Origin of the sequence: Candidatus Avoscillospira sp. LCP25S3_F1 (assembly GCF_052117125.1) — a bacterium.
In the GTDB taxonomy this organism is placed as follows: Bacteria; Bacillota; Clostridia; order Oscillospirales; family Oscillospiraceae; genus Avoscillospira_A.
On sequence record NZ_JBQKJT010000013.1, the window covers coordinates 42,892 to 57,747 of the forward strand.

The 14,856-nt window shown below is 55.8% G+C and carries 15 protein-coding genes; 1 reads left to right on the top strand and 14 read right to left on the bottom strand.

Features of this window, described 5'->3' with window-relative positions; translation table 11 throughout:
* Window positions 1-128: 128 nt before the first annotated feature.
* From ACTQ33_RS12305 to ACTQ33_RS12370, 14 genes are all read right to left on the bottom strand, one after another.
* Window positions 129-842: a hypothetical protein gene (locus ACTQ33_RS12305; protein ID WP_441464895.1), complete on the bottom strand. Its 714-nt coding sequence runs from the start codon at window positions 840-842 to the stop codon at window positions 129-131.
* Window positions 839-1,930: an ABC transporter substrate-binding protein gene (locus ACTQ33_RS12310; RefSeq protein ID WP_441464896.1), complete on the bottom strand. Its 1,092-nt coding sequence runs from the start codon at window positions 1,928-1,930 to the stop codon at window positions 839-841. The genes ACTQ33_RS12305 and ACTQ33_RS12310 overlap by 4 nt, the downstream gene beginning before the upstream one ends.
* Window positions 1,927-2,733 carry an ABC transporter ATP-binding protein gene (locus ACTQ33_RS12315; RefSeq protein WP_441464897.1) on the bottom strand — a complete coding sequence of 269 codons (807 nt, stop codon included), beginning with the start codon at window positions 2,731-2,733 and terminating at the stop codon, window positions 1,927-1,929. Before ACTQ33_RS12315 ends, ACTQ33_RS12310 begins: the two co-directional genes overlap by 4 nt.
* Window positions 2,730-3,743 carry a FecCD family ABC transporter permease gene (locus tag ACTQ33_RS12320; RefSeq protein ID WP_441464898.1) on the bottom strand — a complete coding sequence of 338 codons (1,014 nt, stop codon included), beginning with the start codon at window positions 3,741-3,743 and terminating at the stop codon, window positions 2,730-2,732. Before ACTQ33_RS12320 ends, ACTQ33_RS12315 begins: the two co-directional genes overlap by 4 nt.
* The gene (locus tag ACTQ33_RS12325; RefSeq protein WP_441464899.1) at window positions 3,744-4,469 is read right to left on the bottom strand and encodes an Ig-like domain-containing protein; all 726 of its coding nucleotides are present in this window, start codon (window positions 4,467-4,469) and stop codon (window positions 3,744-3,746) included.
* 148 nt (window positions 4,470-4,617) lie between these two features.
* Window positions 4,618-6,915 (bottom strand): M56 family metallopeptidase, encoded by a 2,298-nt coding sequence (locus ACTQ33_RS12330; RefSeq protein ID WP_441464900.1) that lies wholly within the window; start codon window positions 6,913-6,915, stop codon window positions 4,618-4,620.
* On the bottom strand, window positions 6,908-7,282 hold the full coding sequence (locus ACTQ33_RS12335) for a BlaI/MecI/CopY family transcriptional regulator (RefSeq protein ID WP_441464901.1): 375 nt from the start codon (window positions 7,280-7,282) through the stop codon (window positions 6,908-6,910). Before ACTQ33_RS12335 ends, ACTQ33_RS12330 begins: the two co-directional genes overlap by 8 nt.
* A 124-nt stretch (window positions 7,283-7,406) precedes the next feature.
* Window positions 7,407-10,043, bottom strand: a complete 2,637-nt coding sequence (locus ACTQ33_RS12340) for an ABC transporter permease (RefSeq protein ID WP_441464902.1) — start codon at window positions 10,041-10,043, stop codon at window positions 7,407-7,409.
* Entirely contained in the window at window positions 10,040-10,723 is a 684-nt protein-coding gene (locus ACTQ33_RS12345; protein WP_441464903.1) for an ABC transporter ATP-binding protein, read from the bottom strand. The genes ACTQ33_RS12340 and ACTQ33_RS12345 overlap by 4 nt, the downstream gene beginning before the upstream one ends.
* Before the next feature lie 107 nt (window positions 10,724-10,830).
* Window positions 10,831-11,832 carry a sensor histidine kinase gene (locus tag ACTQ33_RS12350; protein WP_441464904.1) on the bottom strand — a complete coding sequence of 334 codons (1,002 nt, stop codon included), beginning with the start codon at window positions 11,830-11,832 and terminating at the stop codon, window positions 10,831-10,833.
* On the bottom strand, window positions 11,829-12,503 hold the full coding sequence (locus tag ACTQ33_RS12355; protein WP_441464905.1) for a response regulator transcription factor: 675 nt from the start codon (window positions 12,501-12,503) through the stop codon (window positions 11,829-11,831). The genes ACTQ33_RS12350 and ACTQ33_RS12355 overlap by 4 nt, the downstream gene beginning before the upstream one ends.
* Window positions 12,504-12,532: 29 nt before the next feature.
* On the bottom strand, window positions 12,533-13,114 hold the full coding sequence (locus ACTQ33_RS12360) for a DUF4825 domain-containing protein (RefSeq protein ID WP_441464906.1): 582 nt from the start codon (window positions 13,112-13,114) through the stop codon (window positions 12,533-12,535).
* 3 nt (window positions 13,115-13,117) lie between these two features.
* On the bottom strand, window positions 13,118-13,774 hold the full coding sequence (locus tag ACTQ33_RS12365) for a permease prefix domain 1-containing protein (RefSeq protein WP_441464907.1): 657 nt from the start codon (window positions 13,772-13,774) through the stop codon (window positions 13,118-13,120).
* Window positions 13,771-14,115 carry a PadR family transcriptional regulator gene (locus tag ACTQ33_RS12370; protein ID WP_441464908.1) on the bottom strand — a complete coding sequence of 115 codons (345 nt, stop codon included), beginning with the start codon at window positions 14,113-14,115 and terminating at the stop codon, window positions 13,771-13,773. Before ACTQ33_RS12370 ends, ACTQ33_RS12365 begins: the two co-directional genes overlap by 4 nt.
* A 162-nt stretch (window positions 14,116-14,277) precedes the next feature.
* Here ACTQ33_RS12370 and ACTQ33_RS12375 point away from each other — a divergent pair, with 162 nt between their 5' ends.
* Window positions 14,278-14,856 carry a TetR/AcrR family transcriptional regulator gene (locus ACTQ33_RS12375; RefSeq protein ID WP_441464909.1) on the top strand — a complete coding sequence of 193 codons (579 nt, stop codon included), beginning with the start codon at window positions 14,278-14,280 and terminating at the stop codon, window positions 14,854-14,856.

Here is a 14,856-nt window from a genome sequence, read left to right on the forward strand (position 1 = left end):
TTGATAGGATTCCTCGCCAATTTACAAGAATTTCGGCATGACCGTCATGGCCGTCAGTCTCTTGCTGTCCCTTTAACCACATAAAAAACCGTGGAATCGTCCGTTGATTCCACGGTTTTTTCGCTTTTTCAGAAGCACTTCAGCTGCTCTTTTGGCAACAGACGGTACTGGTCTCTCTCCGGCACAGCCAGAACCGTGGCACAGAAATTCTGATAGACCGCTTTGATCGGCTGGCCGTTTATGCAGATCACCGCATCCGGCGGAAGTTCTCCCAGGCCGTAGGCACAGACCCGATCGAAGCCCGTAGAACGCAGCAAGTCTCGCACCGTCAGTCTGTCCTGTTCCAGCTGCCGTTTTCCCTTGACGCGTCCATCCTGCCCCGCCAGCCGCAAACCCACAGCGGCCAATGCACCGACAACGCCCTGCCCTGTTCCGCCGTGCTCACTGAGATGCACGCCGCACTGCCGAGCCAGGAAATAGGCGTCTTCCTTGGCAAGCACCTCCCGCTTGGCCCGGTATCCCCACAACACCAGCAATTCTGGCTGCATCATGGTCCCCCAATCCGCCACGCAAAGTCCCGGGTCCGCACCGGGGGCGCTGTGCTGTTCCAGATACGCCGCAGCCCGGCCGATCAGGTCTTCCGTCGACAACCCGCCGTCTATTTGAGCGCACATGGCGCTATTATGGGACGTATACGATACATCCGCATGGACAAACAGCTGGTGACGGGAAATGAAACTGCACCGGGCGGACAATGTCTGCAAAAAGCCGTCCAGCAGGTGACCCGTTCCGGGCATGTTCAATTCGTCTGTATCATCAAAGGAGATCAGATATCGGTTCATTGGTCCACTCCTTCCCGTGGGGCCCGCATGCCCTCACCGCTCAAAATGGTATCGATATCGCTTTCACTGAGAGATATCCGGAAAAATGTCTTATAAAACTCCCGAATTTCCCCCCGTAAATCCACATCCGCAAAGCGGTCAGGATACAGTGTCGCCGCAAGGTACAAGGTCGCCAGCGGCGATTCCAGTGAGCCGGGATGGGCCCAGCGTGAAATGCCCACCGGCAGCTGCAATACCTGTCCCTCCCGGACCGCCCGGAGTCCGGAGAATTTGTCATCGGTGCGGAAATACTCCGCTGCCGCCGGTTCATTGGCCAGAATGATATCCGGGTCCCAAACGTAGATTTGTTCCACGGTCACATAGCCCTTATCGCCATCCAGCTGCAAGTCCTCCGCGTCGGTTACCACGTTGCAGCAGCCCGCCGCCTCCAGCACTTCATAGGAGAGGGTGCCGGGAATATCCGCCCGAACCACCTCATTGACGGAGTGATACACCGTTTTTCGTTCCGAATCCGGCAGATCTTCCAAACGCTGCCACACCATGTCTAAGGTATCCTCGTAGTACTGGAGATACGCCGCCGCCTGTTCTTCCCGGCCCAGCGCCTCCCCCATGACAGCGATGCTCTCCATCTGATCCTCCATGGTCACGTATTCCACCACAGCGTAGGGAATACCCAGGCCATCCAACTTTTCCATCTCACCAGCGTCCTGCAAATTGGACGCCCGCAGAAAAATCATATCCGGCGCCGCTGCTGCCAACTCTTCAATATTGATGGCGCCGCTGCTGTAGGGACTGGGCATCTCATCAATGTCCGGAACTTTCTGCTGCATCAGCGTATCCCGCTTGAGCCCATCTACCACTGCGACAATCTGATCTTCACAACCCAACAGCACCGCCACATGGCCTGTATAAGCATACAGACAGGCAATCCGTTCCGTGGAGTCCGGTATGGGCACCTCCCGCCCGGCACAATCTGTAATGGTCTTACTGGTGACCGATTCCGCAGCTGGTGCAGCCGGTGTACCACAGGCTGTAAAGAGGAGCACCAACAGCAGCATTGCCGCTGTCATGCGCAACCATCGTGTCATGTTTCTTCTCCTTCCCTCCAGGTGGCCAGAAAATGGCGTCCACCGGCATCCGGTACCGTCACCACACGGCTTTCCATACCGTACAGTTGTCTCATACAGTCGGACCGCAGCAAAGCCAACGGCGTATCACCGGGGCTAAGCTGCCCTTGCTCCATCAGCGCCATACGAACCGTCGCGCCGCTGTCCTCCAGGTGCAATGCATGGTTGCAGTCATGGGTGGACAGGAGGATGGTCTTCCCCTGCTCTTTTGCAATTCTCCGCAGTACGGCCAGCAGATCATGGGTCCGTCTCAAGTCCAGATGGGCCGCCGGTTCATCCAGGACTAAAGTCTCGCTATCCTGGCAGAGCGCCCGGGCCAGCAGAACCATTTGCAATTCACCGCCGCTGAGCGAGGTGTACTCCGTTTCAGCCAGGTGTGCCAGATGCAGCTGCTCCAATACTGCCATGGCCCGCCGCGTCTGCCCCTTCTGACCGGCAAACAGCCCGCCTTTGCGGATTTGGCCCATGGCTACCACGTCCACCGTGCGGAATGGAAACGCCCTGGTATGGCTTTGCGGGACATACGCCAGCTGGTCGGCCAGCGCCGGCGAACTGTATTCCCCCAGCAGCGTTCCACCAATGCGGATCTCCCCTGCCTGTGGCTGTAAATGGCCCAAAATACAACGCAGCAGCGTACTTTTGCCGCAGCCATTGGGCCCTACCAGACAGAAAATTTCCCCTCGCTCCACCTGGAAGCTGATTTGAGAAAACACGGGGTGATGTCCATATGAGAAAGACAGCCCCTGCACTTCTACAGCCTTCATTGCCAACCGCCTCCCTTGTACCGCCGCAGCAGATAGATGAAAAACGGCCCGCCGATGAGTGCGGTCATAATCCCCAATGGAATTTCCGCGCCGGTCAATGTCCGGCAAAGGGTGTCTACCAACACCAGGAACGCAGCGCCCAGCAGCATACTAAACGGCAGCAGGCGGCGGTTATCGCTTTTGATGAGGAATCGTGCCATATGGGGAATGATCAGACCAATCCAGCCGATGGTCCCGGCAATGCTGACGGCACCGGCTGTAGCCAGCGTGGCGCCGGCCACCACCACCGCCCGGGCCCGGTGGACCGGAATGCCCAGGCTGGCCGCTTCTCCTTCTCCCATGGACAAAACGTTAATCCAGGACGCTGAACCCAGCAACAGAAGCATCCCCGCCGCCATGGCTGCCACAGCTACCGGCAGCACCGCAGATTCCACAGAAGCAAGGGACCCCATGTTCCAGAATACAATAGACGCCAGCTGATTATAGGGGTCTGCAATATACTTGAGCAGAGACAGCAGCGCCGAAAAAATCGAGGAAACAATGGTACCGCCCAGCACCAGCATCAGCACGGTGACCTGACCGCACAGCCGCGCCACACAAAAGCTGAGCCACACGGCACAAAGGCCGAAGACAAAGGCGAATGGCGGCGCCATGACCGTGCCGGAAAACAACAGAATGGACAACGCCGCACCAAAGCCCGCGCCGGAGGACACGCCCAAAATGCCCTGACTCACCAGCGGATTGCGGAACAATCCCTGAAACGCGCAGCCGCTGGCTGCCAGGGACGCGCCCACCAGAAGGCCCGCCAGTGTCCGGGGCAGCCGATTACCTACAACAATGGCCACGGCTTCCGGGCTCATGCCCATGGAATGCCCGGTCAGTCCTTGTATGATGGACAGGACAATCTCCACCGGCGTCACGGGATATCGCCCGACACCGATGGAGATCAGCGCCGCGCCCAGCAAAATGGCGGTAGCTGCCAGCCATTTCAGCCCATTGCGCGGTTTCATTTATTTCTTCTTCCCAAGCACATACGCGGCGCCAGCCACGATTACCACGACAGCCACAACGCCGACAATCATGGTCGTATTGCTCTCCTGCTCCTGCGTTGCTGTCTCTTCCGTGGCAACCGGTGTCGTTGTCTCGGATTCTGTCGTAGCAGCGTCTTCGGCCGTTTCAGGCTCCGCAGTATCCGCGGTGTCCTCCGGAGACGGGTCTGTGGCGGCATCCATGGTATCCTCCGGGACTGCTGTGTCGTCCACAGTCCCGGTCACGGAGAACGTCATGGTGTAGTCCTGCTCCATCACATCGCCGCTCTTGGATGTGATACCGGCCTGGGCGGTCAGCGTGTACGCGCCCTCAGCCCAAGTATCAGCCGGGGCAATGACTACATCGTTTTTCTTGTCCGGCTCGATTTGATCATCGGCCATGGTGACGGTGATCTCCACCGCCGCACCGCTGTCGTCGGTGACCACAAACAGAGGCAGGTTGTTCTCCTTGACGCTGCTGTTTACCACATTCTTAGAAAACACCAGAGTGATAGTATCCTCAGGGGTCAATACCGCTCCGTCCTCTACGCTGGCCGATTCCACGGTCAGAGCTTCCTCTTTCCCGCCGCCGGTGCCGTCTCCGCTGCCACCGCCGCCATTGCCGCCGCCGTTTCCACCGGCTGCCTGGGCCGTGATGGACAACATCATCAAAACGGCCAACACCATCCAAGTAACTCTCTTTTTCATCGATGTATCTCCTTTGATTCCAAACTGGACCCATCCTCGTCCCTTCCCGGACCATATTAAGTCGTCCGCGATTGCAACGGGCTCGTCCACCTGGCTGCACAAACAAGGGTTGGTTCTGCTGGGATTCTACCATATTACTGTAATAAAATCAACCTTCATCCAGCTGCTCCAGCAGGAGCCAACCAGCCGGATACTGCTCCCGTAATTCTGCTTCGCTGTATTGCTCTGCCAGCTGCAACGTGTTGTCCCGGAACTGATTAAACCAGCCCTGCCCCGTTTCATAGAGCACGTCGGTACGGTACATTCCCCAGTCTACCAAAATATCCTGGCAGGCTTCCGCCAGAATATGGCCCTCCAAGCCGGTTTCCCCGCCCAGCAGGAACCGACCAAAGGCATACCGCAGAGTATCTGTCCCGATGTTTACCAATTCCTCATACTCTGCCGGGTGGGCCATCAGATAGGCGCCCACAGAGGACATTTCTGCCGGAGACGCGGCAATCGCTTGCACAAGTTCCGCCGCCCGCCGCTGCCGGGCCAGAGACAGCACAGCTTCCCATGCATCTGCGCCGCCGTCGGTACGGGTAAACACCATATGTTCCGGCAGGTTGGCAAGCCACACCGCCGCACTTTCCGGCAAGTCCATACGCGGTGTAACCCAATCACAAGTCAGTGTTTCTCCCTCAACGGTAAATTCAAATGTACCGCCGGCATTGTCCAGCAGGGTCAGCCGGTCCTCCGCCAGAGCATAGGTTCCTTGCCCCAGGGTGCTGCTCAGGAGGGAATAGCAAAAAATATATGTGCCGTCGTCGTAAAATGTCACATATGGCTCCATGGCATTTTCTCTGGTGTAGGTACAAAGTCTGGATTCCTGCCAGAAGGATTGATTGGCTTTGATAAAGGACTGGACGTTCTCTTCCCGAATATCCATGATATCTTCCCCGCTGTCTCCGGCATGAAGGTTGATGTACCATGGCGGTTCGTCAAGGGATGGCCCACCAATCATCAGGTAGAAGATTCCATCAATCGCATACTGCCGGATATACATGCCAGAGCCGACCTCTGTATATGCGAAGTCTTCAAAATCCGTCCAGCTCAAGGCATTTCCCTTTTCCGACAGGGCAATTACATTCTCCAGCGTCAAAGCCTGCTTGGTATCCGGTGCTTCCGATGGTGTACTCTCGATAAAGCTGTTTTCGTAGATATCCAAAAACTGGGATACAAACGCTGCCCGCTCCCGCTCTGTCTCTGTCCCGCCGGTGAACTGCCAGCCGTAGGTTTTATACAGTTCATATTCCTGTTCCGTTACCGGCGGCAAATCAAATGCCTGCCGCAGTTGTTCCAGCGTGTCGGCGTACCGGTCAGTAAACGTTGCAAAGGCTTTCTCCGGATTTTTGAAGACAGCCTGACCGTTTTCAGCCGCACCAATGGAAAAATCCGGACTGATGGACTCATATCGAGCTGTATCCACTGTTCCTGTATATTCCTGGACCCATGGATATTTTACATTGATCGTCACCGGGTCCGTCAGGAAACACACAGCTGCAATGAGACATGCCGCAACGGCGGCCACAATGATCCAGAACGCCGGTTTTCGGTAGTTGAGCACGTTTTTCACCCGCTCCATGACCCCTACTTCCCCAAAGGCCAGCGGGCAGGCGGCCATGGCGGAACGGCGTACACTGCACTGGAGCAGCGCCTGGGAGTAATCGGCCCGACGCTCCCGGTCCATATCTCGGATAACTTTCTCATCACAGGCCAATTCAATATCCCGGCACAAAAGCACATAAGCCACCCACAGCAGCGGATGAAACCAATATACTGTCAGCAGCAGGAAGCCAAGGGGCTTCCACCAGTGGTCCCTGCGGTGAATATGAGCCTGCTCATGAGCGATGACATGGGCCATGGTAGCGTCGTCCAGATTCACAGGCAAGTAAATTCTCGGGTGTATCAGACCCAGGACAAACGGGAAGCCGGTCCATTCGCTGCGGTAAAGATTCTCTTCCACCCGGATTGCCGTACTCATACGCTTTCGCAGATGGACATAGCTGCAAACTGTATAGAGCACCAAAACCCCAACACCTACCGCCCAAATAACCGCTGCAATGGCAATCCCAATCTGGAACGGATTGGCGCTGTACTCTGGCGTCGCCGCCGCGCTTTGTTCCAAAATGGGATTCACAGTGGAATTGAGCGCAGAAATACCGCTGTGAATAGTGGGGACCGGAACCAGCAGCATTTCCGGCGCGATGGTCTGGGCGCTGGGAATCAGGCTCCAAGCGCTTTCCAGAGGAACCGGGCACAGCAGCCGCACGGCTACCAGTCCCCACAAAGGGAGGCGGGTCCATTTGGGCGCTTTTTTCAAGAGCAGCCGCAGCAGCAAAACCGCCAGCACCAGCCATCCGGCGGCAACGGCACGGTTGAACAGGCATAAAAACAGGTCAGTCATGGCCCTCCCCCTTTCGGTATTGGTCGATCATGGCCTGAACAGCGTCGATTTCCGCCGCCGTCATCTTTCGGTGCTTTGTAAAGGCCGCCACAAAGGCCGGCAGCGAGCCCTCAAAGGTCTTCTCCACCAGTTCGTCGATCTCTGCCGCCTGAACCTGTTCCTTTGTGACCAGAGACGTAACAACCGACTGTTCATTTTTCAATATGCCCCGCTCCGACAGTCGCTTGATGACCGTATAGGTGGTGGACTGCTTCCATCCCAGCTGTTCCCGGCACAATCGTACCAACTCCCGGCCGGTCACCGGCTCATGGTCCCAGAGAATCAGACAGAATCGGTACTCACTCTCAAATACTTTCGGTGTTTCCATGGGGTATTCCTCCAGTCTAATGGGTTCGACTACATGTATAGTCTAATCCATTAGACCATCTTTGTCAAGGGCAACGATAAAAGGCCGCCCGGGGAGCTATGCTCCCACAGGCGGCCAAGGGCTGTCACGTATTTTCGTTTTTCAGTGCTTCAATGGGATCGTCCTTTTTGATTTTGCTCATGGCATAAAGCATAGTAACGAACACCACCAGGAAGACACTGAGGGCTGAAATGCCCATGGCCTTCCACGGCACACGGAACGGCATATCAAAAGCGTAAATCACCGACCGGTGAATCAGCAGCGCCATCAGCAGCGAAACGGGCAGGCCGAACAGCAGGGCGCGGCTACCGTACAGCAGGCACTCATAGTTCATCATCCGGTTGAAACCGCTGTGGCTCATGCCCACCGATTTGAGCATGGCAAACTCCCGGCGGCGCAGATGGATGTTGGTCGTGATGGTGTTGAAGACATTGGCTGCGGCAATCAGAGAAATCAGCACCACAAAGCCATAGGAAAAGACCCGGATAATGGTGATGGTATTGCGGTCACTTTCTTCACTGGCTGCACGGTTATAGGGGGAAACCTGAACGCCCTGTGCAAGCGCCATGTTTTTTAGTTCCTGCACCACGGCTCTGTGGTCGTCCGCCGTGATCAGATATTCTCCATAGACCACACCATCTCCCGGAAATACGGCATCTTTGACCGACGCCGGCAGCAAAAACGTTGTGCCGTTACTTTGGGAAAGGAAAAAAGGCCAATCGGTAATTCGGGTGCCCATCCGAATGGTACTGGAATACATTGCTTCTTCCTCAGACAGTTCCAGTACCTGCGCACTGTCTTCCCGACTGCGGTAGACATACACCAGTTCCCCAGTGCTGTTGGTCTCCGTGGTATCAAACCAGTAGCCCTCTATATTTCGCCTGGCCACCGCCGTAAATTCCAGTTGGTCACTGGATAGCAGTTCGATTGTTTGATACTGCTCTGTCTCGGCGTTGAACACCCGGGAGCCATCCACGCCAATGGCCAGGGGGTGCTGCGGGTCCATGTATTCCGCTTCGCTAAGCCCGTGCTCCTGCAAAAGCGTCCGAAAACTGTTGTCATCCACAAAGTATAAAAAGAGTTCAAACTCTGTAGTCTCTGCACCGCTCTGGGCATACTTGGATTGCACGTCCTGATTGTTAAATATACAAGATACCGACCGTTCATTCAGATAGGCTACATCCTCTACCTGGTCCATGTCCCGGATTTGCTGTAATAATTGCTGATCATCCAGCACAGCCAGACTATCCTGGTACAGCGACATGGAAATGTCATATCCGGCCACGTTCAACCCTTGTTGCGTCATGGTCACCAGGTAGTCGGTAAAGGCAGAAGCCGAGACAAAAAGCACAATGCTCATGAACAGACTGAGAATGGTCGCCCGATACTTTTTGCGGCTGCGCCGATAGTGTTGACTGGCCAGAACACCGGGCAGGCCGAACAACCGGTAGGTCAGGCCGGAAGAACGGCGCACCTTTTTCTCCGGTCGAATATCCCGGCTTTGCCGAATGGCTTCAATGGCTGTGACCTTTGTGGCACGGCCCGACGGAATCCAGGCGGAAATCAATACTGTCACTACGGACACCGCAACCGCAACCAGAATGGACGGGGCCGAAATGCAAAGGGTCATCGGTACGCCCTCCCCCGCCACCAGCGAGGCAAACAGATCGCCTACAAACAACAGCGTTACGCCGATGCCCAAGATACCTGACAGGATGCCGATAGGAATGCCGATAACGCTGACCACCAGCGCTTCAAACAGCACCATTCCCCGCAGTTGCTTCCGGGTCGCGCCGATGGAGGACAGCAAGCCAAACTGCTTGGTTCGTTCGGAAACAGAAATGGAAAAAGCATTGTAGATCAGGGAAATGGAGCCGAACATAATCAGGCCGATGACAATGGCGGACAACCCACGCAGCGCGTTTTCAAAGCCGGAAACGTCGGTGGCGCCGGAATAAAGCAAAACTCTGTCGTTGGTTTTACCGTTCAGGGCGTGATCTTCCAGGAAAGAGTAGATATCCCCCGGACGGTTCATCGTGAAAAAAACGTCATAGCGGGATTCTGCGTCGCCATTTCCGGCGGGTCCAGTGATGGCCACATAGCCCGGTGCTTCATAGGATTCAACGCGGTCGGACAGCCGCCGGTAAACACCAGCCACAGTAAAGGTCCGGGTCTCCCGGACTTCCAGTGTCTCCTCTTCCTGATAGGGATTACTCTGGCTCAGATAATAGCCATCCACCATCCGCTGGCCCAGGGCCAAGGTGATGGTATCCCCTATTTTAAAAGTGTTACTGTTGCTGTTCAACAGATGCTCCGGCAGCAGAATCTCATCGCCGGAGGTGGGATAGTGCCCGCCTACCAGTCGAACCGACAGCATATCGGTGGTTTCTTCATCGCTGGACAGCACATAGACATAGGGACACGTCCCCATGGTATTGCCATCGACCAGAGCGTAGCCCATATGCCGCATGGCGCTGGCTTCGGCCACCTCCGGCGCGGCTACAATTTCCTGAGTGGTTTCAATATCGGCATCCGCCACATAGCCGTGCCAGGCGCCCTCGGACGCAATGGCGGCCTGTATCATGTAGTTGGACATGCTGGCCGTAAAGGTGGTTACTGCTGAAATCATGGCCGCCGACAGGATGACGCCGACAATGGTAACAATGGTTCGCACCTTATTTTTCTTCAGGGATTGCAGGGTGACCTTTTGAAAAATGTTCATCTGCGGATCACCTCATCCCGGGTGATGGTGCCGTCCTCAATGGTCAGCACCCGGTCGGCCTGGAGGGCAATGGATTCATCATGGGTAATGACAATCAGCGTTTGGCCGTATTTCCGATGGGACAGTTTCAGCAGCTCCACGATCTCCTGGGAGTTTTTACTGTCCAGATTGCCCGTGGGTTCGTCGGCCAGAACCAGGGCCGGGGCGTTCATCAAGGCGCGACCGATGGAGACCCGCTGCTGCTGGCCGCCGGACAGCTGATTGGGCAGATGCCGCTCCCGGCCCCGAAGGCCCAGGGTTTCCAACAGTTCCCGCAGCCGCTCCTGATTGACTGTTCGCCCATCCATCAGCACCGGCAGCGTGATATTCTCCACCACATTGAGCACCGGAATCAGATTGTAGAACTGATAGATCAATCCCACCTGACGGCGGCGGAAAATGGCCAGCTGGTCCTCATTCTGGGCATAAACGTCCTGGCCGTCCAAATACACATGTCCGCCGGTGGGGCGGTCCACACCGCCCAATATATGCAGCAGCGTCGATTTACCGGAGCCGGATGGGCCGATAATCGCCAGAAATTCTCCCTTTTCCACGGTAAACGACACATGATCCAATGCCTTTACCGCATTTTCTCCCCTGCCATATGTCTTGCAGAGGTCTTCTACTCGTAACAGTTCCATAGGACGCTCTCCTTTCTGTGTACCCATAGGATACCCCATACAGGTGACAGGCCGGTGACGGCTGTGTGACAAATCTGTCACAATATCTGCAAAAATACAGGGACCGCTTAAACGGTCCCCTGATAGAATCGTATGGTGAAGAGCGCGCCGCCCTCGGGCCGGTTCTCCGCTTTGATGGTGCCATTCTGATTGGTGATAATCCGGCGGGCCAGGGCCAGACCAATGCCGAAGCTCTTGTCGTCGGCGTCCTTCCCCTTATAAAACCGTTCAAAAATATGGGGCAGGTCAACGGGATCAATGCCGCAGCCGGTGTCCGCAATGCGGATTTCCCGGTACAATGCCGTCTCCGTGGCCGTGACGGAAATCACGCCGCCGGACGGCGTATGCTCCATGCAGTTCTTCAGCACATTGGCCAGTGCCTCCTGGGTCCATGCAATATCTCCTTCAAATGTGCCGTCGGCTTTCACAGTTACTGTCTGGTCCCGTAATTCCATGGGCACCAGCAGCGGTTCGGCGGCCTGGTGCAGCAGTTTCGCCATGGGCAGCGTCTCCCGGCGGAACCGGACAGTACCCGCGTCCAGTTTGGACAGCTTCAGCAGCGCCGTAATCAGCCAATCAATCCGGGACAACAGGCCGCAGAGTTCCCGGGCCAGTTTCAAACGCCGTTCCGTAGAGCAGTCCGGCTCCGAGAGAAACGACACCAGCAGATTGATGGTGGTCAGGGGCGTTCGCAGCTGGTGGGAGATATCGGCAATGGAATCGGCCAGATATACCTTATCCTGTTGGAGATTCTGCTGCTGTTCCCGCAGACGGATGATCATTTTACGGATTTCACTTTGTAGAATGGCCAGCTCGCCCTCTTCGTACCGGTCCAGATCGACACCATCCTGTCCGTGGAGCACCCGGTCCAGGTCGGCCGACAGAGCTGCAATCCGCCGGTAGCGGCTGCGGGTACTTAACAGATGCAGTGCGCTAAACAGCACACACAGCACCACCGTGAACCAGCCAAACGCCGGATTCCACACAAACGCCGCTACGGCGGCCAGGACCATCAGGACCAGATGGAACGCCAGAAACCGGCAGATTTCCAGATTTCGCAGCAGATTCATGGCAGTTCCACCTTATATCCCAGTCCCCGTACCGTTTTGATATACCGCGGCTCCTGCGGGTCATCCTCCAGCTTCTCCCGCAGGCGTTTGATATAGACTGTCAGGGTATTGTCGTTGACAAATTCGCCGGCAATGGCAAAAATGGCGTCTAACAGCTGATTCCGAGACAACACCCGGCCCCGGTTATTGAGGAATACCAGCAGCAGCCGGTATTCCAGCGCCGACAGATTCAGCTCCCGGTCGTTTTTGGTTGCTACCCCTTTCACCGTGTCCACTTCCACATCGCCCAGGCGGATGACCGCCCCAGCGCCGCCGGTGAGCCGCAAAACGTTCTTAATGCGGGACAGCAGTTCCCGGGGCCGGAACGGCTTGGCAATATAGTCATCGGCACCTACGTCAAACCCTGCCACCGTGCTGTATTCATCGCCGGAAGCCGTAAGAAAGATCACGGGTATATGGTAATCGGCTTTGATGGCCCGGCAGACGGTGAAGCCGTTGCCGTCGGCCAAGGACACGTCCAGCAGGACCAAATCAAAGCGCTCCTGTGCTGCCAGTTCCAAGGCGGCCTGCTGGCCCGGCGCGCTCCGCACCCGATACCCTTCCCCTGCCAAATATTCCGTCAGGTTTTCCACAATGCTGGCGTCGTCCTCCACCAGCAGAATCTTTGTCATGGCGGTTCCGCTCCCTTCTGTCTCCCCGATTATACCCGCTGCCCATCGGAACTGCAAGAGGCGTCTGCAACCTCCGGAAACCATTCCGCCAGCACTGTTTCCCGGAAAATCTCCTGTTGGACAGCTTTTTTCCACTGTTCCGTGTCGTCCAGGAGTTTAGACAACGGGATACCGAACCGTTCTTCTACCTGCTGCCGGGTGATGCAATAGGTTCCATCTTGAAATTCATATTGGATGCTTTGCAGATTGTCGATGGCCGCCATGGCGGCCAGGGTGTTATATGCCAGATTCTCCCGGAGCTTTTCCACTGTCCTCCCAGATGTCTCGTAGCGGACCGTCAGTGCGCAGGTCTCCGGCTCGATTTCAAATGTCATGGGATATTGATGCAGCGGCAGGTGATAAAACAGATTGCCGGTGTTGCTGGCGTCCCCAAGGTAGGGAAAACGATACGGTAAAATCTCCTGGATATTGTGAAAATATGCACTTGTCTGGGCATGTTCATAGATACTTTCCCGCAGCCGCAATTCCGCAACTACACCATAATTCAGAAACCAATAAACCAAGAAGGTCACCAGCATTAAAAGAAAAATACGAACATTTTTCTGTTTCATTGCTCAGCCCTCCACCCGGTATTGAGGCAGGAGCGCCGCAAACCGGCTCACGGTCAGCGGAATCAAAACGGTCAGCAGCGGCACATAGAACCGGCTAGCCATCACGGCCCACTGATACGGCCCCTCGATGGTCACCGGGGTACCATACCAGAGGTTGCTGCCGAAGGTCACCGCCGCCACGGACAGTGCGGCCACGGCGTAAAAAATGCCCCAAATACGCCAAGCAATCGTCTTACGCTGCTGGGCTGCCGCCAGGGAGCGAATCCCCTGCTCCGCCGGATGAATCAGCCAGAACAAAAGATATCCGACGCCGGAAAGAATTGACAGTCCAAGTCCCAATGCCCCCAGCCATCCATACCCGGTAAACAGCAGCGGTAAGGTGCCAATCCAGAAGAAAATACAGTGGAGCCACACCGTTTGCGCACAGGCCATGCGGTACCGTTCCACATTGGTGGGCTGCTGGTCGTCAATCAGATTGTCCACCGACGGGATATCCCGTTTGGCCTCCTCGGTGGCTGCACGCTCCTCCATGCCCTGGGCCAGCAGATCCTCCCGCTTGGCCTGTAGGTTGGAGAGAATTTCCTCCCGTAATTCCCGCGTCTCCGGCGTGTCCGGTTGATGGCGGAACAGCTTTTCCACATGTCGTTCCAACTCGTTCATTCGTCGTTCCCTCCCAATAGTTTTGTGATAATCTCCTTGGCCCATTGCCACTGGGCCAGAGCTACCTCGTACTGCGCCCGGCCCTGAGGCGTAATGCGGTAGTATTTACGCCGTCCACCCTGGGATTCGTCGCCCCAGTAGCTTTCAATACTGCCCTGCTTTTCCAATCGTTTGAGGCTGGTATACAGTGACGGCTCTTTTAACTCATACTGTCCATCACTGAGCGACTGTACCTGTTTCATCAATCCATAGCCATAGTGATCGCCATCCCGCAGAATGCGCAGCAAAATGGCATCGATATGGCCGCGAATCAGATCACTGTGGATGATTTGTTCTTCCATAGGCTTCACCTCTAATTGCAGTATACACCACAGTACTATGTGTGTCAATGTATTATGTGCTAGGTAACAGTTCTCCCTATATAATCTACACCTGTACTTTTATCTTGACAAATGTAGATTATAGCAGTACCATAGGAACACAATGTCCAAGGAGGAATGGCTATGATATCTCAGGAACGTCTGGACCTGCGGCAACGAAAGACCCGAAGGCAGCTGACGGAAGCCCTGGCTCAGCTGTTGGAGGAACGGCCCTTTGCCGACATCTCCGTGGTGGATTTGTGCGAGCGGGCCATGGTCCATCGGACCACCTTTTATTCCCACTTCAATGATAAACAGGAATTGCTGCTCTATTTATTGGAACAGCTGGAGCAGGAATGCGTAGAAACTTGCCTGCCGCAGGAGGGCGCTGCCAACCCGAGGCAGTACTGTCTGAAGGCTGCGGAACAGGCGTTGGCCTTTTTCCATCGCCGGAGATCTCTCTATCGGGCCTGTATGGCTGCCGGTGTACAGACGAAGGCGCATATTTTGGAGGACAGTGTGGCGCAGGAGCTTCGGGACCGGCTCAGCAAGCCCCCGTTTGACGGTCATCTCTACGGCAGGGACCCGGAAATTGCCGCCCGTTTTTATGTGGGCGCCATGCTGTCGGTGATTCGCTGGTGGCTGACGGAACCCTATCCCCTGTCCCAGGAAGAACTGTTACGCAATGTGGCCCGGCTGCTGCCGGAGTTTCCCGGAGAGTGA

What these genes read in the sequence shown, in the direction of transcription:
- ACTQ33_RS12305 (WP_441464895.1), bottom strand. Translation starts at nt 842, where the DNA reads ATGAACCGATATCTGATCTCCTTTGATGATACAGACGAATTGAACATG.
- ACTQ33_RS12310 (WP_441464896.1), bottom strand. Translation starts at nt 1,930, where the DNA reads ATGACACGATGGTTGCGCATGACAGCGGCAATGCTGCTGTTGGTGCTC.
- ACTQ33_RS12315 (WP_441464897.1), bottom strand. Translation starts at nt 2,733, where the DNA reads ATGAAGGCTGTAGAAGTGCAGGGGCTGTCTTTCTCATATGGACATCAC.
- ACTQ33_RS12320 (WP_441464898.1), bottom strand. Translation starts at nt 3,743, where the DNA reads ATGAAACCGCGCAATGGGCTGAAATGGCTGGCAGCTACCGCCATTTTG.
- ACTQ33_RS12325 (WP_441464899.1), bottom strand. Translation starts at nt 4,469, where the DNA reads ATGAAAAAGAGAGTTACTTGGATGGTGTTGGCCGTTTTGATGATGTTG.
- ACTQ33_RS12330 (WP_441464900.1), bottom strand. Translation starts at nt 6,915, where the DNA reads ATGACTGACCTGTTTTTATGCCTGTTCAACCGTGCCGTTGCCGCCGGA.
- ACTQ33_RS12335 (WP_441464901.1), bottom strand. Translation starts at nt 7,282, where the DNA reads ATGGAAACACCGAAAGTATTTGAGAGTGAGTACCGATTCTGTCTGATT.
- ACTQ33_RS12340 (WP_441464902.1), bottom strand. Translation starts at nt 10,043, where the DNA reads ATGAACATTTTTCAAAAGGTCACCCTGCAATCCCTGAAGAAAAATAAG.
- ACTQ33_RS12345 (WP_441464903.1), bottom strand. Translation starts at nt 10,723, where the DNA reads ATGGAACTGTTACGAGTAGAAGACCTCTGCAAGACATATGGCAGGGGA.
- ACTQ33_RS12350 (WP_441464904.1), bottom strand. Translation starts at nt 11,832, where the DNA reads ATGAATCTGCTGCGAAATCTGGAAATCTGCCGGTTTCTGGCGTTCCAT.
- ACTQ33_RS12355 (WP_441464905.1), bottom strand. Translation starts at nt 12,503, where the DNA reads ATGACAAAGATTCTGCTGGTGGAGGACGACGCCAGCATTGTGGAAAAC.
- ACTQ33_RS12360 (WP_441464906.1), bottom strand. Translation starts at nt 13,114, where the DNA reads ATGAAACAGAAAAATGTTCGTATTTTTCTTTTAATGCTGGTGACCTTC.
- ACTQ33_RS12365 (WP_441464907.1), bottom strand. Translation starts at nt 13,774, where the DNA reads ATGAACGAGTTGGAACGACATGTGGAAAAGCTGTTCCGCCATCAACCG.
- ACTQ33_RS12370 (WP_441464908.1), bottom strand. Translation starts at nt 14,115, where the DNA reads ATGGAAGAACAAATCATCCACAGTGATCTGATTCGCGGCCATATCGAT.
- ACTQ33_RS12375 (WP_441464909.1), top strand. Translation starts at nt 14,278, where the DNA reads ATGATATCTCAGGAACGTCTGGACCTGCGGCAACGAAAGACCCGAAGG.